The following is a 22,081-nucleotide window of genomic DNA, read 5'->3' as shown; positions in this document are numbered from 1 at the left end:
CATCAGAGAATCAGGGCTGAGTAACAAACAGAATATCCGGCGTAGTACCCAGCGCACGGGTTTCCGGGTCGTACATATCTTCAACCAGCGGCACCGGCACCTGATAATTACCCGGCGTTACCGCCCGCACCAGATAAAATACCCGGGTGGTGCTGTAAGAATCGGCATCAATGGCGGCGACATAACGGTCGTCACGGTATTCCTGATGAGAAATACGCGAACGGCGCTGCCATTCGGCCACCGGCTGAGTATCGATATTGATCTCATCCAGCTTGATCGATGCGCTTAAGTTCTGATTTTCCAGCTCCAGACCGGCCGGTAATAAATCCACCAGCAATAAATCAGGACGGCGTTTATCGGCTTTTACTTCCAGCTGCACCAGCATCAGCTCACCGACTTTCATGCGCAGTGCACCGTCATCCGCAATAATTGCCTGACCGTCGGTGGTGAAATAACGGCGCTGAATACTCACACCATTACTTTCAGCCGGCGGTGCCAGTTTGCTGTGACCCTGATACATCAGCGTGGCGAATAACGGATCGCTGCTGGTATTGCTCAGCGTTACGCCATCACGCAGGCTGCTGCCACTTTCCAGCAGATTAAATTCACCGGCCTGCTGCAGGGTTTTTAATACGCTGCCCATGCTCAGCTCACCGCTCCACTCATCACCCGGCACACGATCCAGCTGCACCGCCGCCATAAAGATGGCGTTACGTTCCTGCGTACTCAGGTAAGTACGACGCTCCAGCATACGCGCCAGCGCTTCAGCACGGCTGAGCGCAAAACTCTGCTGCTGACGATACTGCAGTAACAGGCGTACCACCTGCGCGGTATCACGCACCCGTGAACCATAATCACCGAGGTAATAATTTTCTTCACGCTGCACGGTTTTCAGTTTTTCCATTAACTGATCAGACAGCTGCTGGTCGCCCTGTAATTTTGCCGCCAGTGCCAGATGCAGTAATGGCAGGGCCGGTAAATCCAGACGCGCCTCACCCGCCAGGCGACGGATATCACTCAGCGATGCTTTTTTATGCCGCGCCAGAACATAGGCGGCATAGCTCTGATAAATCTGACGGTAAAGTTCCGGACGGTCATTCCAGCGTTCGCTGAAATTACCACGACCACGCAGATATTCCTGCAAACGGCTCAGGGTTTTACGCAGTACATCGGCATCAACACGTACACCTTCGTCCTGGGCATCGGTGAGGAAATCACCGGCATAAGCGGTTAACCAGTGCTGTTCATAATCGTCGTGGTTAGACCACAAACCATAACCGCCATGATTCATCTGGCGCTTAACAATACGATCCATGCCGCTGTCCAGGGCACTGTCGCGGTTACGGCCGGTGGTATTTTTCAGGCCCAGGTCCGACAGTTGATTCGGCGTTGCATAAATCCACGGATAAGTGGAGCTTAACGATTGCTCCAGACAGCCGTACGGATAATGCAGCAGGTATTCGAGCTGACTGCGCGGATTTAAATTCACGCGGTTATTAACGCTGAGCAGCGCTTCCAGTGATTGCGGAATCCAACCATCCATCTCGCTGCCGTCCAACACCAGACGCTCGCCCGGCTGCAATACCACTTGTTTCTTTTTGGTCAATGCCGGATGGGCGGCACGGCTGTTCAGTTTCCAGCTCTGGGTAAGAGAGTAATCACCGGCACCGGTTAATTGCAGGCCAATTTCAATCTGCCCGGCCGGGAACTCTGAACGCAGAGGTAATAACAGGGTTTGTTTTTCACCATCAGCCAGCGTCAGCTGCTGGGTTAATGGTGTGTTATCACGCACGACTGCCGGGCCAGTGAGGCTGAATTGCAGATTTAATACCTGCTGCTCACCACTTAAATTGGTAACGTCCAGCGCCACGCTGGTCTCATCACCCACGGCGACAAAACGCGGTAAAGACAGTTGTGTAACCACCGGCGCTGCGACCGTGACTTCCTGCTCCAGACTGCCGAAACGTTCGTCATCAAAGGCCAGCGCCATTAACCGCAGACGGCCATTAAAATCGGGTAATTGCAGCGGAATGCGGGCAACGCCATTTTTCACCGCCACCTGACCGGAAAACAACGATACGATCTGTACTTCGGCGCGGGCTTTTTTACCGCCACGGCTTAATTCCGGCGCATCACCACCAAAACGCTGAGTCGCCATGCGGTTGTTATTCAGACCAATTAAATGGCTGTACATATCGTACATATCCACCAGATAACGGCGCGGGCTGAAGAACCAGGCAAAAGGATCGGGGGTTTTAAAATCGGTAATCGACAGCACACCAACATCCACCGCCGCCAGGGTTACCCAAGCGCTGTTAACGGCACCACCGTTACTATCGCTGACTGTCACTTCGGTGACGACACGCTGGTTCGGCGTCCACTTTTTTGGGGCATCGAGGGCAATATTAAGACGGCGTGGTTCACGATCCAGTTTCAGATGCATCAGCCCCACTGAACGGGTCGGGGTAATGCGCTGTTTGTTGTCGGCCGGCTGTAAATGCAGCGCACTGATATAAATATCGTGACGGTTCCAGGATTCATCGACCGGAATATCCAGCGTGGCACCTTCGGCGGGCGTGGTTACCCGGGCACTCCACAACAGCTGATTACTTTCGACCACCACCAGGGTTTCACCGGCCGCTGGCGGTACAATTTTCAGACGTGCGACATCACCGGCGGCATACGCGGCTTTATCGAGAGCCAATACAACTTTATCCGGGCGTGCGCCCTGCTCGGCATTCTGAGCATCTTCCCAGTACCAATACCAGTTTTCTCCCGCATCAAAGGTCATGCTGCTGATTAAACCGGTGCTTTTATCGGTAATTTCCAGACGATAGCTGCCGAAGCTGACCGGTAGCGCCAGTTTTTCGGTATTACCGGCACTGATGCTGCGTGTCAGTGTCAGTTCGCTGAATTCACGCTCGCTGGTTTCCACATACCAGCCGCGGTTGCTGGAATAGCGCCAGTGGTAACGGCGATTCTGATTAATTAACCGCACCTGCAAATTATCGGCCGCCAGTTTTTCACCTTTGGCATTGGTTTTAATCAGCTCAAATTCTGCCTGTGAATTACGTGCTGCACGATCGCCAAACAGCGGGCGGATACCGACCAGCTCTTTACCCGGTAAAACACGGGCAACATGGCGGCGCACCACCGGGCGACCGCCGGATTCAAACAGACTACCGGTAACGGTTACCGCCAGCGGCGATTTGGCACCATCCCAGCGGGAATCAATATTCAGGCTCAGCTTGCCGTCTTTATCCAGCACAGCACCGTTTTCAATAAACTGCTGATTCCAGTCGGTTTCGCGCACATTGCCAAAATGGAAATCCGGCCATTGTTCAAAAGGATGTGCCAGTGACGATACACGGATGCTGGCATCAAAACGGTTACCCGCCGCCGGTGCACCGTATAAATATTCACCCAGTACCGGAATATTCAGACGCTCACGGCTGGTGAAGTATCGGGTGGTATTCTGTCCGGGATTAAAGGTCAGCTTCAGACGCTCAGGCATAAAGTCTTCGACTTTAAACTGATACACCACGCGGTTTTTACTCACGCCTTCAACTTCTAAACGCCAGTTACCGGTCTGGGCATCGGCGGCCAGCGGATATTCATACTGGTAATAACCACCGGCAGCCGGCTGCCAGTTGATGTCTTTTACTTTCTGACCATCCGGGCGGATGATGCGGCCTTTTAATGGCCGTGAATTAACACTCTTGCCATCATCATCACGCAACAAAGCACTGAAGGTGGCAGTCTCACCGCCACGGTAAATATCACGCGGTGCATAAATAAAGAGTTCGGCACTGTTGTATGGACGGTCGGCCAGACGGAAATCGGATAAATCGAGGGCCGGAGTATTTAAATTCACCAGGCTGACGGATTCATCTTTACGCACCACCAGCACCTGGCCGTAATCAATTTTACGGCGTACGCTGACGCGTCCTGCGGCACTGCTGGTTGCTTCAAAGGCAACACTGCCATTGCTGTTTAATAACTGAACCTGTGCGCCTTCGACCGGCTCCGGGCTGCCCAGAGTATTCAGATAAACATCAAAGCCGTTGCCGTAATTGCGGATATGCACGCCGATATCGGTCACCATAAAATAGGTAACGGCAAGCTGGTTATCATACTGTCCGGGACGTGCCATCACTGCCAGGTAGACACCCGCTTCACGCAGCGCCGGAATATCCTGCAGCGGTAAATTAATCTGGCGGCGCTTGTTACGCTCGGCAGGCAGAGTAAAACGCCCTTCGTGCACTAATTCAGAAAATTGTGGCAGCTCATCAAGGCGGTAATAGCTTTCGCTCTGGCCACGGTTTTTCCAGTTAAGCAAACGCACCAGTTGATCGGCATTTACCCGGTGAAAAGCCACATTGGCTTCGCTGACGTTTAAGGCATACAGCGGCAGACCGGTATGCAGATTTAATGGTAAGAAATGGCCGTTACTGGCAAAGGCAAGGCTGGCACTCAACGAGCCGAATTTCACATCACCACGGCTGGGTTTGTGCAGGGTTTCACCGTTAATCGCGCGGATGCCAGAATCAACGGTAACCCAGTAACGGTTGTCCGGTTCAACACTTTCAAAATACGCGGTGCGGCCATCGTCGGATAAGATCCAGCCGCCATCAACGGGTTCACGCTTGCTGTTATTCAGCTCACGCTCCACCAGTAAATATCCCTGAAAGTTCTTACTGCCATCCAGCGGTACAGAAAAGGTAATTCCTATGGCACTACCATCGTCGTAATTCTGCTCGCTGATATCCGCTACCTGTAACGGCACACCGGCGTACAGTTCGGCCGTTGTCAGCTTTTCGCCGGGGGCTTTAGCATCGGCCTGGGCTTTTGTACCTGCCGGAGCAACGGATTCAGCCGGAATGGCGCTCGACGCTGGAGCCTCGGCTACCTGATCAAGTGACGGCTCACTGACTGCCTGAGCAGAACTGGCTGACGAGCTGCCGGAATCATTATCGCTGCACCCGGCAAGCAATAAAGCGGAGGAAATAATGGCGACAAGCGCCAGACGTGGGCTGATCATGATGTAGTCCTTAGAAGTACCCTTAACCGGGCCTGTAGTCCATTGTGCATTCGCTGCTGACAGCAGAGCCGCCATCCTGAAAACGACAGAAGCCGCTTTATTGATAAGCCGCGAAGTATATCCGAGGGGGAAGCCACCTTCACCTGAAAATTCTGCCGTAAAAGCGGTCTATGTCACACATTAACGTCGCCGTTCAGCTCCTTGCAGCAAGCGCTCTTCGGCTACGATGGCACGGCCATGGGTGCCCGCCCCGGCTATCCCTGCCGCATCTTCAAGGCGGACTTCGAATTCGTAAAAGTCGGCCGGTTTGCCCAGATACTCAGCACTGACTTTCACACTCGCTCCGACTGGCGTCGGCGCTATATGGGTCACATTTACATGCACTCCGACCGAAAGTTCACCCGCAGCCAATAATGGCGTCATCAGTCGTGACGCTGCCAGCTCCATCAGGGCAATCATTTTGGCTGTTGCCAGTACCTCAGGAAAACGTTCTTCTATTGTTGTGCACAATCCCTGCGCCGTATACGCCGCGGTAATATCCACTTCCAGCTCGTAACGGTCACCAATCTGCATAGGGTTTCTGCTCCGGAGGAAAATAGGCGTTTTATCGCAGATTCGTTGCCATTCTCCAACACAATGTTGCAATTGCGGCCAGCACAGGCGTCTATAGTTAGAGCCTGATTCACTATTAATGACTTTGAGATTAATTGTGCCTTACCTCCGCTCTCTTCGTCCGGCAGCCCTGCCGTTTATTGTTCTGCTGGCAGCCTGGTTTTCCCTGCCTTATATGCCGCGCTGGAATGCCGACTACGCCCTGTTGCTGCAGGCTCTGCCGTATGGCTTAGGTGTGCTACTGCTGTTATTGGCGCAGCTGTTTAACCAGGGCCGTATTGCTCAGATGGCCATTCTGACGCTGGCCACTTACGCTCTGGTGCAACAGCGGTTACAGGTACAACTCAGCGATCCCGACACCTATTGGCTGTTTTTCTGGTTATGCCTGTTATGGCCACTCAATGCGGCATTAATCCGCTACCTGCCGGATCGGCGGCCATTATCGCTGGGAGGTCTGTTATTTCCGGCCATATTGGCACTGCAATTATTACTGCTTGGCAGCCTGAGTATCAGCTCCTGGTATGCCGCCAGCCTGGATTGGGTTGAAGGCTTTCGCCAACAGGCCAGCGCCGGTTTGCTGCCGCTGCCGGCGTGGATCAGTTTTACTCTGGGTACCGCGCTGATGGTTAACCGCCTGCCACGCCAGAGTGATACCCCGCTGGCGATGCTGGCCTTGCTGCTGTTGCACGGCTGGTTGTTTTATCGCCTGGATGCCAGCCAAATCTCCGTATTGGTCAGCAGTCTGTCGTTACTGCTGTTATTCGCCACGCTGCTGATTAACAACCATCATCTTGCTTTTATTGATGAACTCACCAGCCTGCCCGGTCGCCGGGCACTGATGAATGATCTGAAACACCGTCATGGCCGCTATTTGCTGGTGATGGCGGATATCGATCATTTTAAGCAGTTCAATGATACCCACGGCCATGATGTCGGCGATGACGTGCTGCGTCTGGTTGCCGCTCAACTGAATAAAACCAGTGGCGGTGGGCGCGCTTACCGTTACGGTGGTGAAGAGTTCACCCTGATTTTCCCGGCCACCGAGCTGAATGAATGTCTGCCTTTTATTGAAGCAACCCGTGAACGCATCGCCGCCTACCCTTTAATGGTGCGCAATCGTCAGCAGCGCCCGGAGACCCAGCGTCAGGGGAAAAAACAACGCGGCCAGAACAACGACAGCAAGACTCTGAATGTCACCATGAGTTTTGGCGCGGCACGTCGCAACAGCGGCGAAAGCATCGAGGATTTAATGAAACGCGCCGACAAAGCGCTGTACAAAGCCAAGGAAAATGGCCGCAACCGGGTAGAAAAGGCGAAATAGAACAGGATCGGCGTTATGATACGCGCTGATTCAGTCAGCCTGTTATCCGCATGAATAAAGAAAAACGCATCGAAATTTTTTCCCGCCTGAAGGCCGAAAATCCACATCCGGAAACCGAACTGGAGTACAGCAATCCGTTCGAGCTGCTGATTGCCGTACTGTTATCAGCCCAGGCCACCGACGTTAGCGTCAACAAAGCCACACGTAAGCTCTATCCGGTGGCAAACACGCCAGAGACCATCCGCGCATTGGGCGAAGAAGGTTTAAAGCAATACATCAAAACCATCGGCCTGTTTAACAGCAAAGCCAAAAACGTCATCAGGTTGTGCGAGATTCTGCTTGAACAACATGGCGGCGAAGTGCCGCAAACCCGTGAAGCGCTGGAAGCCCTGCCCGGTGTCGGGCGCAAAACCGCTAATGTGGTGCTGAATACCGCTTTTGGCCAACCAACCATTGCGGTAGACACGCATATTTTCCGCGTGTCCAACCGCACGAAAATTGCGCCGGGTAAAAATGTTGATGAAGTAGAACAACGCCTGATGCGCGTCGTGCCAAAAGAATTTCAGCTCGACGCTCACCACTGGCTAATCCTGCACGGCCGTTATGTCTGCGTGGCACGCAAACCCAAATGCGGCGCCTGCATCATCGAAGACCTGTGCGAATTCAAACAAAAGACATCAGACTAGGAGCTTCCCATGCGACTGTTACACACCATGCTGCGCGTCGGCGATATGGACCGCGCCATTGAGTTTTATACCAAAGTGCTGGGCATGACCCTACTGCGCAAACACGACAACGAAGAATACCAGTACACCCTGGCCTTTATCGGTTATCAGCCGGAAAGCGAAGGTGCGGTGCTGGAACTGACCTATAACTGGGGCACCAGCGAATACGATCTGGGCAGCGCCTACGGCCATATTGCCATCGAAGTCGACAACGCTGCCGAAGCCTGTGAACGCATCCGTAATAATGGTGGCAATGTGGTGCGTGAAGCCGGCCCGGTTAAAGGTGGCAGCACGGTGATTGCCTTTGTTGAAGATCCGGACGGCTATAAGATTGAACTGATTGAGAAACGCGCCGACGCCCATAATTTCTGAGCGGCGACACGCTGTATGGCTCTGGGCTGGTAGCGGAAGTGCAGTACCTTTAAGCCGCGCCCGGCCTGAGCTTCCATCACGAACCTATATCACAGCCCTCATTGCCCTCACTCACGACCGGCAGGTTGGCCCTTTCAGACACAGCAGAGCCATCTTCCCCAACCATCACCGGCTCTGGCCGGCGGCATTTGAGACCGTCAACCGGGGTTATCGCAGCCCGACAGAGTACTGTTAACCTGCCCAGAGTGACAAAATGATCCATTTTTCAAGCGCCGGCGGTCGACCGAAAGACGTTCTGAGCAGGGTCAGCGATCCCACTGACGAGGGAAAAGCCGTTACGCCAGAACGTCGGCAGGCCACGAAAAATGCCGGAACAGCGGGATTTCCTGTGATTTTGCGCATCTTATTTCAGCAAAAAACGGCCGTTAACGCCTGTAACAGCGCACATGCTGCAAATAGTTGCCAAACTGCCCCGCTAAGGCTTGGTAAGGGCGAATAAGTAAGATACTATAATTGTGCCTGTACAGGTGTGCAGGTGTGTTGGCGAGTGCTCCATATTCGTAAGATATGCAAGATACTGGTCGATAGCGGCATTTATTGATTGTCTTCCCGGTTCGCCGGCCAGTATCGATGAAAATGCCAGAAGATATAGCAAGGCCGATCGTTGATTGGCGCATTACTCAGGAAAAAAAAGCATGGCAAATATAGTTCAAGGCACCGTCAAGTGGTTCAATGACGAAAAAGGTTTCGGCTTCATCGAGCAGGAATCTGGCAAAGATGTATTCGTACATTTCAGTGCTATCAACGGCGGCGGTCGTAAGACTCTGCAAGAAGGCCAGAAAGTAACGATGGAAGTTACTACTGGTCAGAAAGGTCCACAGGCGGAAAACGTTACTCCTCTGTAAGCCTTTTAGCCTGGTCTGGTCTTCGGACCAGACTGAGCATCTTCTGGCAGCCCACATTCACTCCGGTGTTTGTGGGCTGTTTCATTTAGGCCCCCCTTCAGATTCCCTCTGCCCGCAACCAGCCCCTACCCTTCTCCAACACGCATCTTTCCTGACCCCCTGCACAGAATTGGCCTGCCCAACGGTTTCCTGCTGCGCAGAACCTGTTAATCTTGAGTGATCATCAGCTGACGTTAACTGCCATGATTGATCAAGGCGAATTTTTTGACATTCCCAGTCCGTGCCGCCGCATTTGCGAACTGAATAACCGTGGCTATTGCAAGGGTTGCTTCCGCAGTCGTGACGAGCGCCTTTACTGGAATCAATTCACCACATTCCAGAAGCAACTGGTCGTTAATCTGTGTGAAAAGCGTCGCCTGAAAGTACTCAGCGCAAAACAACAAACCGCTGTCGCCGAAGAAGACGATAGCGCCATACCGCAACTGGATCTGTTTGCCGCGGCCACCGCCAAACCAGTACCTGAAGCCAAACCAGTGCCAGAAACCGAGCCGCAGCCAGACTCTGCACGCCAGGAAAAGCCAGAGCTACCAAGCGTCATCGGCATCAATACAGAGACGGCCGTCATCGCTGAGCGTGACAGCCCATCTGAACCAATACCCACAGCGGAGCCACAGAACAGGCAGGCAGCAAGCGCGGCAGAGTCCACCAGCGGGGAAACCAGCAGCTTGTTTGCGGCCGAAACCGCAGAGCAAAGCGCGGAAGTAAATAAAGATAAGGAAGAACAAGCACCAGCCAAAGAGCGCACAAAATCTTCAACGAAAGCGCGCAAGGCTGACGATTCTCAGCTGGATATGTTTCGCTGATCAGGAACAGAGAGCGACATTAACCGCCAGATCGCGCTTCCACTGCATAGTCATCGACGTTGTCCGCGTTGGCTTATATTCGGCGCCAACCCAGCCTTTATAGCCAGATGTCTCGATGCAGCGGAAAATAGAGGGAAAATCCAGCGTACCACTGCCAGGCTCACCCCGTTTTGGAATATCCGCAAACTGAATGTGACCAATTTTAGCCGCATGCAGATTAATAAAATCACAGACGTTATGCCCCATCAGCGCCATATGATAAATATCAAATTGCGCTTTAATCGCCGGATGATTCAGCTCAGCAATAATATCCAGCATCTGCTGCCCGGTAGAAATCAAAAAACCCGGCATGTCGCGGGTATTAATGGCTTCAAACGTGATGGTAATGCCAAAAGGTGCGAGGCTTTCTGCCGTTTTCAGTAAATTCTTTTTGAACGTATCCAGATAAAAAACACGCTTGTTTTCATCGTTACAACGCCCTGGCAGAACATTCACGCAGGATACTTTTAAGGCGCGTGCATAGTACAGACACTCGACCATCGCGGCGGCGTATTCAGCGGTTTTTCCTGGTACAGCAGCCAGACCTTCGCCACCTTCCATCAGATCACCAGCCGGTACATTAATCAGCACACATCGCAGGTTATTTTCGCTCAGCGCCTGCTGAATCTGCTCGATCGGCGTATCGTAAGGGAACTGGATTTCTACCGCCCCAAAACCATCATTATGCGCTGCCGCAAAACGCTGCAAAAAAGGCAGCTCAGTGTACATCAGGGACAGATTTGCGGTGAGTTTCACCCTTATTTCTCCGTATACATAGTCACCAGAGTGCAGGGGTCCTTCTCTGCGTTACCCTGGCTTGCGTGCAGACGCATCAGTTCTGCACCCAGTCCGGCCATTGGAATGGCACTTTTCATTATTCTGGCCAGATCATTGGCCATATCCAGGTCTTTTAACAGCGTCTTTACGTGCCACTTAACGGGGTCAAAATCACGCTCTGCCATGCGTGGGCCGGTCAATTGCAAAGGCACAGAATCGGCAAATCCGCCTTTCAGCGCAGCCGGAATCTGCAGAGCATCAACACCGGCTTTTTCGGCAAGCGCCATGACTTCAGCCATAACCAGTACATTGCAGCTTACCAACATCTGATTACAGATTTTGGTTACCTGTCCTGCGCCCACCGGCCCCATACGCGTAACGCGCTGCGACAGCGGCGCCAGCAAAGGACGCAAACGATCAATTAACGCTTCATCACCACCGGCCATAATCGCCAGCATGCCCTGCTCTGCACCAGCCACACCACCGGAAACCGGTGCGTCAACCCAATGCATGCCGCACGCAGAAGTCAGGCGGGCCGCCATCTGTCTGGTTGCTTCGGGTTCAATGCTGGAAAAATCGATCAGAATCTGACCACTGCGAGCATTCGCGGCAATGCCGTCATCGCCAAAGACAATCGCCTCAACCGCTGCGGTATCCGTTACGCAGAGCATTACAACATCGCTGTCTGCCACCAACTGCGCAACAGAATTGGCAACACGGGCTCCCGCCTGACGCGCCGCTTCTGTTTTACTGGCGTTGCGATTCCAGACACTGAGGGAATACCCCGCCGCCAATAAACGCAAACTCATAGGCACGCCCATCAAGCCCATACCAATAAAGCCAATTCGTTGTTGCTGCATAACTGATCTCCCGAAGTCGTTCAATAATATCAAAGACTTAGCGCGACTGTATGTTGATTTATTGGCGCTGTGTGAGTTTTATCCGTCATTTTTTATTGATTCAGGTAGCTCTGTTTCCCATCAGGACAGATGCACAACATTACAATAAAGAACTTACCTCAAATTACCCGTTCCGTATTCCTCGCCTATGCTTTATCTCAGTGAAACCCAAAGGAAGTATAATTATGAGCATGGCTAACATTTTCGCTGAGTCCCAGGCACTGCCCCACATTCCGCGAGTAGTACAGGAATTAATCGAAAGTTTCCGCGACGATGACGTTAATGTCGACGAAATAAGCAATAAAGTGGCGCTGGATCAGGCACTCACTGCAAAGGTTTTGCGCCTGGCTAATTCTGCCCACTATGGGGTATCCCGCACCGTTTCCAACCCGCACGATGCCATCATGTTGCTCGGCTTTAATACCCTGCGCACCATGGTGCTGGCCTCCGGGGTCACCGGCGCTTTCAAAGCCCCGGAAGGATTTGATCAGCGCAAATTCTGGCATGATTCCTTTGCCATTGGCGCGTTATCCAAATGGATTGCCGCTTACGTTAAAGACTGCGACAGAGAGACCGCATTCACCTGCGGCATGCTGCACTCCATTGGTATGCTGTTGATGCATATGGTGATGGCCGATGAAATTAAGAGCATTGATGATGCCGAAGCGATGGGCGGCAAGCGTGATACGCTGGAAACCAGCCTGCTGGGCTATAACTACGCTGACGTTGGCGCGGAACTGGCGAAACGCTGGAAGTTTCCGGAAGAGATGCAACAGGCGATTCTGCAGCAGCATCACCCTGAAACCGATCAACCTTATTCAAAACTGGCCGGGGTCATCTACATCGCCAAATATCTGAAAGAAGCCCACGAAAAAGACTGGACTGATGAGCAGATTATTGAGCATTTCCCTCTGGCGGTAGCTGAAGCGATTGGTATGGATACCACCCGTGCCTACGCGGATGTTGCCAAAACCAATTCGCTGGAATCCGGTCTCGACAGCCTGCTGGAATAAGGCCTGTGGCAAAAAAGCCTGAATTATCTGGCTGCCATACAACACGCTGAATGCTGTCACACAGACAAATAAAAAGGCTCAAATGAGCCTTTTTATTTGTCTGTTATTTATTCCTGGGCACCTCTGCATAATTCAGAGGTGACCTCGCTAAAGCGAAGTCTCCGTACGCAACTCTGATTCTGCACCAAACCACTGACGGCTTAGCTCAACCCGCTCGGCGGCAGGACGGGCAACATCCGCATCACTTAATGCATCAATGATTTCCAGCCGTGGTAAAAGGCCACAGCCATTCGCGACCTGGATCGTCAGGCCCGGGCGGGCATTAAGTTCCAGCAACATCGGACCATAACGCCGGTCGAGAACCATATCCGTCCCCAGATACCCCAGCCCGCTTTCTTCGTAGCAACGCGCAGCCAGTTCCAGTAGCTGCCCCCACTGCGGAATAACCAACTCTGATAATTCCCGTCCGGTATCCGGATGGCGTTCAACACTCAAACCATTTTGTACGGCTTTTAATGGTCTGCCGGTGGCAATGTCCAGCCCAACGCCGACCGCGCCCTGATGCAAATTAGCCTTACCATCAGAACTGCGGGTAGAGAGACGCATCATAGCCATTACCGGATAACCGCGGCAGACAATAACGCGGATATCCGGCACGCCTTCAAATGAATAGCCACCCAGTTGCGGATCAAATTCGATCAACTCTTCAATAATAGCAATATCCGGACTGCCACCCAGACTGTAGAGTCCGGACAAAATATTCGATACATGACGCTGTAATTCCGTCAGTGTCACCAGCGTTCCGCTGTTTTTTACATACTGTGTGTCGTCATAACGACTGAGTACCAGAATACCTTTACCGCCACTGCCTTTCGCGGGCTTGATGGCAAAACCCGGCACATCGCGCAGCAGTTCCGCCAGTAAAGAAACATCGTGCTGACTCTGAATGGTGCCGATTAATGCCGGAGTGGTAATACCCGCTTTTTGCGCCAGTAATTTGGTCTTCAGTTTATTGTCGACCAGAGGATACAACCGGCGTGGGTTATAACGGCTGATATAGCTGATATTACGCCGGTTCATGCCCAGAATTCCGCGCCGTTCAAGACGCCATGGCAAGGTAAACACGTCAGCTCCCGAACGCTTTGAAGCGCTTCAGCTCCAGCAGCCGATAACCGGTGTAAGAACCGATCAGCAAGACCAGCGCCAGCACAATAAACTGAATACCAATAAAGTTGAATGTTAAATGCCGTACCCAGGGATCACTCATGGCCCAGTATGCCAGCACCGCAGTCAGCAAACTGCCACCGCCCTGCACCATGACTTCGCGACCACCTTCTTCTTCCCACAGAATCGACATACGCTCGATGGTCCAGGATAAAATAATCATCGGGAAGAAGGTGATTTTTAAGCCTTCCGTCAGGCCGAGTTTATAAGACAACACACTGAAAATACTGATGATGGCAATCACGGTAATAATCACCGCCGTAATCCGCGCCACCAGCAATAAATTCAGACGCGATAAATAACCGCGGATAAACAACCCGGTGGCGACCACCAACAAAAAACCAACCAACCCCGTCACCAGCGATGTCTGAATAAAGGCCAGCGCAATTAACACCGGCATAAAGGTACCTGAAGTACGGATACCGATAATAATGCGCAGAATGCAGACGATCAGTGCGCCAATGGGAATCAACAAAATGGTTTTAAACATTGCCTGCTCTTCGACCGGCAGACTGTGAATTGAAAAGTTCAGGAAATCATGCTGACTGGAAAGATTTTCAGCGATGTTTGCATAGGTCGATTCTTCACGTTTAAGCATCGAGAAACGAATGCTTGAATCGGTGCCTCCGGTAACGTCCAGTACCGGAGCGCCGCGCTGTTCCCATAGCAGTAACGGTGTATCAGCAGCCAGCAGAACCGAGGCATTACTTTTTTCACCGGGTAGTTCAAAAATCTGACTGTCGTTGCCATTCCACACCCGCAGCAACGGCATCAGATTCTGACGGCGACGACCATCCTGCAAATTCAGACCATAAACCACCGAAGCCGGAACCCGCGCTTTATGCAGCATTTCCACCCAAAGCTCAGGCAGCTGATCGGCATAATGGGTACGCAGTAATTCGATATGCTGGGCGGTTTCATCTTCCTGAAAGCGCTTCAGCAGCTCCCGAGTCAGGCTGTAATTATCGGCCGACGTTGCATAAGCGCCGGCCAACACTTCATTCACCGCACTGGCATAAGGTTCTGGCCAGCTGACCGGATCAATCGCAGGCGGCGGAAGATCAGCACCGGATTGCATCTGGCTGACCAGAATCTCGGCACGATAAAATAATTCCTGCTTCCCTTTTGCACCGCGCACAGTCCACTCTGCGCGCGGCTCATTGCCATCCATAAAATTCAGGCCATAACCTGGCGATGCACCGGCTTCTTTTAAAACGGTAAAACCATCCTGCGCCGAAGGCCGTGCCATCGATACTTTCACCGGCCCGCCATGGGCATTGAATTCGACTTTCGCTTCCACCGACCAAATGGTCTGTGTTTCACCGTAAACCAGAGGAACTTCATACATCCAATGGCGGTGCAGTGTCAGCACGATACCAATCACCAGTAAAAATCCGACCAGCAAAAAGAAAGGTGCACGGGTAAATGAAAAGGAACCGATGTTCATAATAATGGGGTCGCAGGCTACGGAGTATTAGGAGCCGGTTCAGTGTTCACCGGGGTTTCTGCAGTACTGGCAGGCGGCGGCAAAACGTCTGCTGCCTGGCCGCTGTGCGGCTCTGCGGCTTTCGCTTTTTTGGTTTTGCCCGGTTCTGCTTCTTTGTTTGGCGCTGAAGCAGCGGCCGGTGCCTGCTCCGCTGGTGCCGCAGGCTTTTTCAGCGCAGGTTTTTTCACCGCAGGCGCTGCCGGTGACGTTGCCGGAGCGGCGGCCGGGGTGGTGTCCGGAACAAACTTGGCGTGTAAGAAGCGACGCCCCACATCAATCAGAGTGACATCACGCAAAAATTCACGCCCCAACAGAATCGGATACGTCATTTGTGAACGGTCGGTGAGGGTAAACTCGGTGTCCTGTTGCAGCGCGGTACCAAGATTCACCGTCAGCGAAACCACCGGCCGGCGATCAACTTCATCGCTGGATGCCTGACGAATCAGTACATGACGTACTAATGGCGCTTCAATTTCGATCGGCTCCGCTTCGTCATCATGCTGCAACCAGAAGCGAACCCAACGCTTACCATTACGCTCAAAGCGCACCACATTGACCGCACTTAACGAGGAGGTGGCAGCACCACTGTCAATTCGCGCCTGATAGTGATGTCCTGGCGGAGAAATATAAATCCACTCACTGGCACCGATAATGGTTTTGCCGTCCATCAGTGTCGCTGGAGCCTCTCGTGGCGGACATTCCGTACCGGAAAAGGTCGGCGAAGCCGCAGTCAGTGACTGCAACTGCTTATTGATACGGACCAACTGCAAACGCTGACGCCGCAGTTTATCGTCCAACGCCGCGACATCAGCACAGGCTGTTACTGCCGGAGCTGGCTCAGCAGCCGGGATCTTTTGATCGAGCAATTTTTCAATGTCTGCCAACGTCAGATCACGATGTTCAGGGCCAGGCCAGACACTGCAGCCCGAACTGATCAGGGCAATACAAGCTATGAGGAAAAACGATGCCCGAGGGGGCATAACAACCTCCACCAACAGAGAAATGCGTGCGGCATTTAACCACAGAAAGCGGGAGAATCTGAACACAGGTACAACCTTTTACCGCGTTATTTACAGTGATACTGACCCATCACAGTGCTGAGAACACACTTCTGCAGCAACAGAGCACGACTCTTGGCGTGGTTCGACCGAGCCATAACAAAAAAGCTCCCGATGGGAGCTTTTTTTACAGCAACAATGTGTTCCGCTCAGGACATCTGCGACTGCAGATAGTTAGGCAGGCCGATTTTGTCGATCAGGCCCAATTGCTGTTCCAGCCAGTGGGTATGATCGTTTTCGGTATCATCCAGCAGCACCTGCAACATATCGCGGGTCTGATAATCCTGAACCTGCTCACACAGAGCCATCACATCACGCAGGTCCACAATCACTTTGTATTCCAGATCCAGATCGCTCTTCAGCATCGCCGGAACATCTTTGCCGATGTTCAGCGGAACCCGGGTAACCATATCCGGAGTGCCACCGAGGAACAAAATACGTTCGATCAGCTTGGAGGCATGTTCTTTTTCGTCTTCAAACTCATGATCAATACGCTCATAGAGCTTTTTCAGTCCCCAATCGTCATACATACGGGAGTGAATAAAATACTGATCCATGGCGCTTAATTCGCCGGCCAGTAACTCGTTTAATTTGGCAATAACCTGCGGGTTACCTTTCATATCTGGCCTCCTGTCACATCATGGACTGTTGATAGTTTTCGATACCGACCTGGGCGATCAGTGATTGCTGGGTTTCAAGCCAGTCGAGATACTCTTCTTCGTATTCCTGAATATCTTCCAGCAACTCGCGGCTGACGTAATCCTTAACCAATTCACAATAAGCGATGGCTTCTTTCAGTACTTCCAATTGCTCAATAATCTGCTCCAGATCGCACTGCAACATTTCGGCGGTGTTTTCACCAATACGCAGACGATTCAGTTTCTGCAGATTCGGCAAACCTTCAAGAAATAAAATGCGCTCAATCAGCTTGTCAGCCTGCTTCATATCCTTAATGGATTTTTTGTAGGCCTTTTCATCCAGCTCAGAGAAACCCCAGTTTTTAAACATGCGGGCATGAAGAAAATACTGATTAATCGATGTGAGTTCGATGCCAAGTATCTGATTGAGATACTCATTCACTTTGACGTCACCCTTCATGGCCGCGCTCCTTAAAAACTGAATAAACCAGTCTATGAATTAGTGCTGAGCAGCGCAAGCCCGCAGCAGAAGAAGACAATATAAATGACTTTGATTATTACCTGCACTGGTAACAGACAAGCAATCTCCTGAGACCCCGTGATAAAGGGTCAGTGATCCTTAGGCCTGGTACCGATATGGAAGCTGCCATCGGAGTGAAATTGCACAACCTGGGAGCGTTTCTTCCCTAACAGAAAAGGCTCATCGTCATAGAATAAAAAATTCTTCCAGTAACGGCGGAATATTTTCCAGCTGGTCTGCACGACATGTTCCGAGTGATAGCAGAAATACACCACGGTGTTGTCATCCCAGCTTAAATGGGCAGCAATCAGTTCCGGCAATTCATTGCAGTCACGATCCCAGCATGACTGCCAGTCGCCCTGCTCCGCCCAGACGCCATTACGCGCCGGCCAGTCATCGCCAAGAAAGTGGCTAGCATGGGTCGCTTCTTTACTGATGTTCTGCCGCCAGAACTGCAACGCAGCCACAGCAGTCAGCGGTTTAATATGCTCCAGATCTTCGGCAGCAACGGGCAACTCCCGGTGGCGGAAAATCCAGCCTTGTTTGTAATCTGGCCAGGCAAGGTAATTCATACAGACTCACAGCGTTAAAGACGCATAAGAGTAACATTTTCAGTCACAACTGCGGAATTCATCAGCGGGGAATAATAAAATGTGCCTGAACAGACAGCCAAATGCGTCAGCCGACAATCCGGTTACGGCCTAACGATTTGGCCCGGTACAGCGCTTTATCGGCATTCTGCACCAGTGTTTTGATGCTTTTACCATGACCCGGGCATGTTGCCAGCCCGATACTGACCGTCAGCGGTACATGGCAACCGGATGAGCGCAGATCGGCGACCTCCAGCTGCTTGCGCAGCGTCTCACACAGCCCCAATCCAGCGTGCAGAGTGGTATTCGGCATCAGTAGCAGAAATTCTTCACCGCCCCAGCGCATTAACGTATCGCTGGCACGTATGCGCGTATGGAAAATATCCGATGCCATGCGCAGTGCTTTGTCGCCGACCTGATGACCGAACTGATCATTGATGTTTTTAAAGCTATCAAGATCCAGCAAAGCAACGGTCATCTCGGTGCGCTGGCGCAACGCTAATTGCAGCTGTTGTTCAAACACCGCATAACCGGCACGGCGGTTCAGCAGGCCGGTCAGCTCATCAATGGTCGCCAGCTCACGCAGTTTTTCTTCGAGTCGTTTGTGCTCATTAATATTGTGCACCATACCAACCACCCGCAGAGCACGGCCATTGGCATCTCGGGCGCAGACATAACCGCGATCATGTACCCAGAGATAATCACCGTTGCGTGTTTTCAGCCGGTATTCGATATCGTAAAGATCCTGTTTTCCGCCAACGTATTCTTCGGTTGCGGCCAGAATGCGTTCGGCATCGTCGGGATGCAGACTGTCTTTCCAGGTAAACAGACTGTGTTGCACTTCATAAGGGCCATAGCCGAGCATGCGCTTCAGCTGAGGCGCATAAAACACGTCGTTGGTGGTCAGATCCCACTCCCAGATACCATCGGAGGCCTCGTTCAGCACAAAGCGCATAATGGGTTCCAGGTTATGCAGGGTCTTTTCTACGGCGCCACGCTGGGTAATGTCACGGACCGATGACAGCAGGTATTCGGTGTTGTCCCAACGGACAATATGACTGGAGACTTCAACTAAAAACTCGCTGCCGTCAAAGCGAAGATGGCGTCCGACAAAGACATAATCCGGATCGGAACGGATGGCTTTCACCACCAGCCGCCAGTGCTGTATGTCTTTAATATCGCGTTGCTGCTGCAATACCGTACGGCCAACAAATTCGTCACGATTGAAGCCTTGCTGGCGACACGCCTCGTCGTTGACCGCAACGATAGCGGCCGTTCTCGGATTAACGATGTAAATGGCGTCTTTCAGCTGGTCGAATGCTTTCAGATAACTGAGCAGCTCCGGACCACACTTATTGGTCATACGCATACCTGTGCGGCAGTAGCGAGCGGTACAATCTGGATCTCTGCTTCACATAATAGACTAACGCAGCATACCCACACGAATCACATGCATAAAAAAGGCCACCTAAAAGGTGGCCTGTGCGCTGCAACCGTTCAGGAATCAATCCTTGAAGGTGTGCTCTGCGATGAAGCTTTGTACCGTTGCCAGATCAGCAGGCAGAACATTCATACGCTCTTCGCGCGCCATCAGATCGGTCAGGTGGTGCGGCAGTTTTGGCATGTCGAAACCGGCACGCAGTACCGCGTCTTCAAACTTAACCGGATGCGCCGTCCCCAGGGTGATCATTGGGATACGTGGATTACGACGGCATTCACGCGCCGCTTTCACGCCAATGGCGGTGTGCGGATCGAGCAGATATCCGGTCTCACCGAAGACTTCCTGCATCGTTGTAACGGTGCTGTCTTCGTTGACCGCATAGCTGTCGAACAGCGCGCGTGCCTTGGCCAGCTTGTCTTCGTCCAGCGAGACCACATCTTTCTTGGCGTTCATGCGTGCCATCAGGTCCGCCAGTTTGGCACCGTCACGGTCGTACAGGTCAAACAGCAGACGCTCAAAATTGCTGGATACCGCGATATCCATCGACGGAGTAATGGTGTGCTGCAGCGGATGTACTTCGTACTGATTCTTGCTCATCAGACGATGCAGAACATCGTTGCTGTTAGTGGCAATAATCAGCTGCTCAATCGGCAGGCCCATTTTCTTCGCCATGTAACCGGCGAAGATATCGCCGAAGTTACCGGTCGGAACGGAATACGCCATCGGACGCAGCGGGCCACCCAGGTTCAGTGCGGAATAGAAGTAGTAAACGATCTGCGCCATGATGCGCGCCCAGTTGATGCTGTTTACAGCGACCAGTTTGCGCTCACCACGCAGGAACTGCTGGTTGCCAAAGCTGGCTTTAACCATGTCCTGCGCCTGGTCGAAGTTACCTTCGATGGCGATATTGAAGATGTTGTCACCTTTAACCGTGGTCATCTGGCGACGCTGAACTTCTGATACCTTGCCGTGCGGATGCAGGATGAAGATATCGACATTGCGGCAGGCTTTGGTGCCTTCAATCGCGGCAGAACCGGTATCGCCGGAGGTTGCCCCCATAATTACGACTTTCTCGTGGCGGCGTTCCAGTACGTAATCCAGCAGACGGCCCAGCAATTGCAGCGCAAAATCTTTGAAAGCCAGCGTCGGGCCGTGGAACAGTTCCAGCACGTATTCGTTGTGGTCGATCTGCTGCAGCGGAGCAACCGCTTTATGACCGAAGCCGGAATACACTTCATTCAGCATTTTCTGTAACGCAGCGGAATCCACACAGCCTTCGACGAACGGGTAAATCACTTTGTGCGCCAGTTCGGTGTACGGCAGGTCACGCCAGGATTCGATTTCTTCGAGGGAGAATTGCGGTACGTCTTTTGGCACATATAAACCACCGTCGGTGGCCAGGCCGGTCAGCAGTACGTCTTCAAAGGTCAGTTCCGGCGCATTACCGCGGGTAGAAATATATTTCATCATGGGTGAAAGCCTGCGTGTCTTCCAAAAGGTATGAAAAGGAGTGGGTAAAAAATGCGCGTAGTTTACATGGTTCAGGCCGTCACTGCATCTTGCCTGCGGCCTGTTCAATGACGACGGCCAGCTACAGCTGCTCAAGCAGCTCCGGACGGTAATCTTCCACGCTCACGGTCAGTCCCAGTCGCTCAATCTGCTTATCCAGCTGGGCAATCTGAGTATTCAGTTCATCCATGGTCAGCGTGTTGTCTTCCAGCTGGTGCAGATGCTTTGAACCGTGCAGAAAGTAATATTGAATGGTCACCGCCAGTGGGCTGTCAGCCTCCAGCGCCGCATTCAGCTTTGCACTGGCGCGGTAAATCCGGTTCAGCGCCTGCTTCAGACGCCAGACATACATTACCTCGGTCAGGGCCGGATGCTGTTTAAAACGGTTAATCAGCAACGCAATCAACGCTGCAGCCGTTGCCACACCCGCAACATTCAGCCAGAAATTGGACTCTTCACCGCCCCACAGGGCGATATACAGCGTTGAAAACCCCAGCGACAGAACCAGCAGCGTCGCAACCAGTGCCGCCTGAAAACGGTTCAGGTGTTTTTTAAAGCGGGCCTTATCAATATTCTCAAGTTTCATGCTTACTCCTGCGACGGCAGCGGACGAAAAAAATCACCCAGCTCGCGGTATACATCTTCGTTTAAAAAACAGGACACATATTTGCCCTGTTTTTCGACCCGGATCAGCCCGGCATCCACCAGCGCCTTTACGTGATGAGAGACGGTCGGCGCACCAATGCTGAGCTTGCTGATAAAGTCAGCCACACCACAACCAGCCGCCGGGGCCGGTAAGCCGCTGCGGCTGTGCTCAGTTAAGAGCTGTTCCGCCTGATGATGACGCACCACTTCCAGGTACATCTGCAAACGGTTGGGATGAGCCAGTGCTTTAAAGGCATCGGCCAGCAGGTTCACCCCTTTATTGGTCAGTCGGCACATAGATTCACTGTGAACATCCGGAAAGTGGGCGGCAGTGTACTTCAGCCTCCGTCGTTTTAACACGATGGCAGGATAACACTTTGACAATGATCAAACTGTTTCTTAG

20 protein-coding genes are annotated in these 22,081 nt (G+C 52.3%); 6 read left to right on the top strand and 14 right to left on the bottom strand.

Annotated elements, in window-relative coordinates; translation table 11 throughout:
• Positions 1 to 10: 10 nt before the first annotated feature.
• Both NYR02_RS05105 and NYR02_RS05100 read right to left on the bottom strand, forming a co-directional pair.
• Positions 11 to 5,041: an alpha-2-macroglobulin family protein gene (locus NYR02_RS05105; protein WP_260975315.1), complete on the bottom strand. Its 5,031-nt coding sequence runs from the start codon at positions 5,039 to 5,041 to the stop codon at positions 11 to 13.
• 180 nt (positions 5,042 to 5,221) lie between these two features.
• Entirely contained in the window at positions 5,222 to 5,614 is a 393-nt protein-coding gene (locus NYR02_RS05100; protein WP_260975314.1) for a thioesterase family protein, read from the bottom strand.
• Between the two features lie 118 nt (positions 5,615 to 5,732).
• On the opposite strand from NYR02_RS05100, the gene NYR02_RS05095 reads away from it, so the two are divergent.
• The 5 genes from NYR02_RS05095 to NYR02_RS05075 all read left to right on the top strand — a co-directional run bounded on the left by NYR02_RS05095 (position 5,733) and on the right by NYR02_RS05075 (position 9,839).
• On the top strand, positions 5,733 to 6,974 hold the full coding sequence (locus NYR02_RS05095) for a GGDEF domain-containing protein (RefSeq protein WP_260975313.1): 1,242 nt from the start codon (positions 5,733 to 5,735) through the stop codon (positions 6,972 to 6,974).
• A 50-nt stretch (positions 6,975 to 7,024) separates the two neighbouring features.
• Positions 7,025 to 7,660, top strand: coding sequence for an endonuclease III (nth, locus tag NYR02_RS05090; protein WP_260975312.1), 636 nt, complete (start codon positions 7,025 to 7,027; stop codon positions 7,658 to 7,660).
• Between the two features lie 9 nt (positions 7,661 to 7,669).
• Positions 7,670 to 8,071 carry a lactoylglutathione lyase gene (gloA, locus tag NYR02_RS05085; protein WP_260975311.1) on the top strand — a complete coding sequence of 134 codons (402 nt, stop codon included), beginning with the start codon at positions 7,670 to 7,672 and terminating at the stop codon, positions 8,069 to 8,071.
• 695 nt (positions 8,072 to 8,766) lie between these two features.
• The gene (locus tag NYR02_RS05080; RefSeq protein WP_270049508.1) at positions 8,767 to 8,976 is read left to right on the top strand and encodes a cold-shock protein; all 210 of its coding nucleotides are present in this window, start codon (positions 8,767 to 8,769) and stop codon (positions 8,974 to 8,976) included.
• A 212-nt stretch (positions 8,977 to 9,188) separates the two neighbouring features.
• Entirely contained in the window at positions 9,189 to 9,839 is a 651-nt protein-coding gene (locus NYR02_RS05075; RefSeq protein WP_260975310.1) for a DUF1289 domain-containing protein, read from the top strand.
• Here the strand turns inward: NYR02_RS05075 and NYR02_RS05070 are convergent, their stop codons facing one another.
• Both NYR02_RS05070 and NYR02_RS05065 read right to left on the bottom strand, forming a co-directional pair.
• The gene (locus NYR02_RS05070; RefSeq protein WP_260975309.1) at positions 9,840 to 10,634 is read right to left on the bottom strand and encodes a hydroxypyruvate isomerase family protein; all 795 of its coding nucleotides are present in this window, start codon (positions 10,632 to 10,634) and stop codon (positions 9,840 to 9,842) included.
• 2 nt (positions 10,635 to 10,636) lie between these two features.
• On the bottom strand, positions 10,637 to 11,515 hold the full coding sequence (locus NYR02_RS05065; RefSeq protein ID WP_260975308.1) for an NAD(P)-dependent oxidoreductase: 879 nt from the start codon (positions 11,513 to 11,515) through the stop codon (positions 10,637 to 10,639).
• A 224-nt stretch (positions 11,516 to 11,739) separates the two neighbouring features.
• Between NYR02_RS05065 and NYR02_RS05060 the strand changes: the two genes are divergently transcribed.
• Positions 11,740 to 12,567 (top strand): HDOD domain-containing protein, encoded by an 828-nt coding sequence (locus tag NYR02_RS05060; protein WP_260975307.1) that lies wholly within the window; start codon positions 11,740 to 11,742, stop codon positions 12,565 to 12,567.
• 147 nt (positions 12,568 to 12,714) lie between these two features.
• On the opposite strand, the gene NYR02_RS05055 is transcribed toward NYR02_RS05060, so the two are convergent.
• The 10 genes from NYR02_RS05055 to NYR02_RS05010 form a co-directional block, all read right to left on the bottom strand.
• Positions 12,715 to 13,692, bottom strand: a complete 978-nt coding sequence (locus NYR02_RS05055) for an alpha-L-glutamate ligase-like protein (RefSeq protein ID WP_260975306.1) — start codon at positions 13,690 to 13,692, stop codon at positions 12,715 to 12,717.
• Position 13,693: 1 nt separating this feature from the next.
• The gene (locus NYR02_RS05050) at positions 13,694 to 15,238 is read right to left on the bottom strand and encodes an inactive transglutaminase family protein (protein WP_260975305.1); all 1,545 of its coding nucleotides are present in this window, start codon (positions 15,236 to 15,238) and stop codon (positions 13,694 to 13,696) included.
• A 17-nt stretch (positions 15,239 to 15,255) separates the two neighbouring features.
• Entirely contained in the window at positions 15,256 to 16,323 is a 1,068-nt protein-coding gene (locus NYR02_RS19500) for an ATP-dependent zinc protease family protein (RefSeq protein WP_260975304.1), read from the bottom strand.
• Between the two features lie 161 nt (positions 16,324 to 16,484).
• Entirely contained in the window at positions 16,485 to 16,955 is a 471-nt protein-coding gene (gene bfr, locus NYR02_RS05040) for a bacterioferritin (protein WP_260975303.1), read from the bottom strand.
• A 13-nt stretch (positions 16,956 to 16,968) separates the two neighbouring features.
• The gene (gene bfr / locus NYR02_RS05035) at positions 16,969 to 17,433 is read right to left on the bottom strand and encodes a bacterioferritin (RefSeq protein ID WP_260975302.1); all 465 of its coding nucleotides are present in this window, start codon (positions 17,431 to 17,433) and stop codon (positions 16,969 to 16,971) included.
• Positions 17,434 to 17,582: 149 nt separating this feature from the next.
• Positions 17,583 to 18,065, bottom strand: a complete 483-nt coding sequence (locus NYR02_RS05030; RefSeq protein WP_260975301.1) for a DUF2947 domain-containing protein — start codon at positions 18,063 to 18,065, stop codon at positions 17,583 to 17,585.
• Between the two features lie 106 nt (positions 18,066 to 18,171).
• Positions 18,172 to 19,446: a sensor domain-containing diguanylate cyclase gene (locus NYR02_RS05025; protein ID WP_260975300.1), complete on the bottom strand. Its 1,275-nt coding sequence runs from the start codon at positions 19,444 to 19,446 to the stop codon at positions 18,172 to 18,174.
• Between the two features lie 141 nt (positions 19,447 to 19,587).
• Entirely contained in the window at positions 19,588 to 20,991 is a 1,404-nt protein-coding gene (gene thrC / locus NYR02_RS05020) for a threonine synthase (protein ID WP_260975684.1), read from the bottom strand.
• Positions 20,992 to 21,115: 124 nt separating this feature from the next.
• Positions 21,116 to 21,619 (bottom strand): DUF3087 domain-containing protein, encoded by a 504-nt coding sequence (locus tag NYR02_RS05015; RefSeq protein WP_260975299.1) that lies wholly within the window; start codon positions 21,617 to 21,619, stop codon positions 21,116 to 21,118.
• Between the two features lie 2 nt (positions 21,620 to 21,621).
• A complete protein-coding gene (locus NYR02_RS05010) occupies positions 21,622 to 21,975 on the bottom strand; it encodes an ArsR/SmtB family transcription factor (protein ID WP_260975298.1) in 354 nt (117 codons plus the stop codon).
• Between the last annotated feature and the right edge of the window lie 106 nt (positions 21,976 to 22,081).

The organism is Thalassolituus pacificus, from assembly GCF_025318105.1.
Classification (GTDB): Bacteria; Pseudomonadota; Gammaproteobacteria; order Pseudomonadales; family Oceanobacteraceae; genus Venatoribacter; species Venatoribacter pacificus.
This window is presented reverse-complemented; position numbering and strand designations above follow the sequence as displayed.

Excerpts from the sequence above, each read along its gene's own strand:
- NYR02_RS05105 (WP_260975315.1), bottom strand. The coding sequence starts at position 5,041 with ATGATCAGCCCACGTCTGGCGCTTGTCGCCATTATTTCCTCCGCTTTA.
- NYR02_RS05100 (WP_260975314.1), bottom strand. The coding sequence starts at position 5,614 with ATGCAGATTGGTGACCGTTACGAGCTGGAAGTGGATATTACCGCGGCG.
- NYR02_RS05095 (WP_260975313.1), top strand. The coding sequence starts at position 5,733 with ATGACTTTGAGATTAATTGTGCCTTACCTCCGCTCTCTTCGTCCGGCA.
- nth (WP_260975312.1), top strand. The coding sequence starts at position 7,025 with ATGAATAAAGAAAAACGCATCGAAATTTTTTCCCGCCTGAAGGCCGAA.
- gloA (WP_260975311.1), top strand. The coding sequence starts at position 7,670 with ATGCGACTGTTACACACCATGCTGCGCGTCGGCGATATGGACCGCGCC.
- NYR02_RS05080 (WP_270049508.1), top strand. The coding sequence starts at position 8,767 with ATGGCAAATATAGTTCAAGGCACCGTCAAGTGGTTCAATGACGAAAAA.
- NYR02_RS05065 (WP_260975308.1), bottom strand. The coding sequence starts at position 11,515 with ATGCAGCAACAACGAATTGGCTTTATTGGTATGGGCTTGATGGGCGTG.
- NYR02_RS05060 (WP_260975307.1), top strand. The coding sequence starts at position 11,740 with ATGAGCATGGCTAACATTTTCGCTGAGTCCCAGGCACTGCCCCACATT.
- NYR02_RS05050 (WP_260975305.1), bottom strand. The coding sequence starts at position 15,238 with ATGAACATCGGTTCCTTTTCATTTACCCGTGCACCTTTCTTTTTGCTG.
- bfr (WP_260975303.1), bottom strand. The coding sequence starts at position 16,955 with ATGAAAGGTAACCCGCAGGTTATTGCCAAATTAAACGAGTTACTGGCC.
- bfr (WP_260975302.1), bottom strand. The coding sequence starts at position 17,433 with ATGAAGGGTGACGTCAAAGTGAATGAGTATCTCAATCAGATACTTGGC.
- NYR02_RS05030 (WP_260975301.1), bottom strand. The coding sequence starts at position 18,065 with ATGAATTACCTTGCCTGGCCAGATTACAAACAAGGCTGGATTTTCCGC.
- NYR02_RS05025 (WP_260975300.1), bottom strand. The coding sequence starts at position 19,446 with ATGACCAATAAGTGTGGTCCGGAGCTGCTCAGTTATCTGAAAGCATTC.
- thrC (WP_260975684.1), bottom strand. The coding sequence starts at position 20,991 with ATGAAATATATTTCTACCCGCGGTAATGCGCCGGAACTGACCTTTGAA.
- NYR02_RS05015 (WP_260975299.1), bottom strand. The coding sequence starts at position 21,619 with ATGAAACTTGAGAATATTGATAAGGCCCGCTTTAAAAAACACCTGAAC.
- NYR02_RS05010 (WP_260975298.1), bottom strand. The coding sequence starts at position 21,975 with ATGTGCCGACTGACCAATAAAGGGGTGAACCTGCTGGCCGATGCCTTT.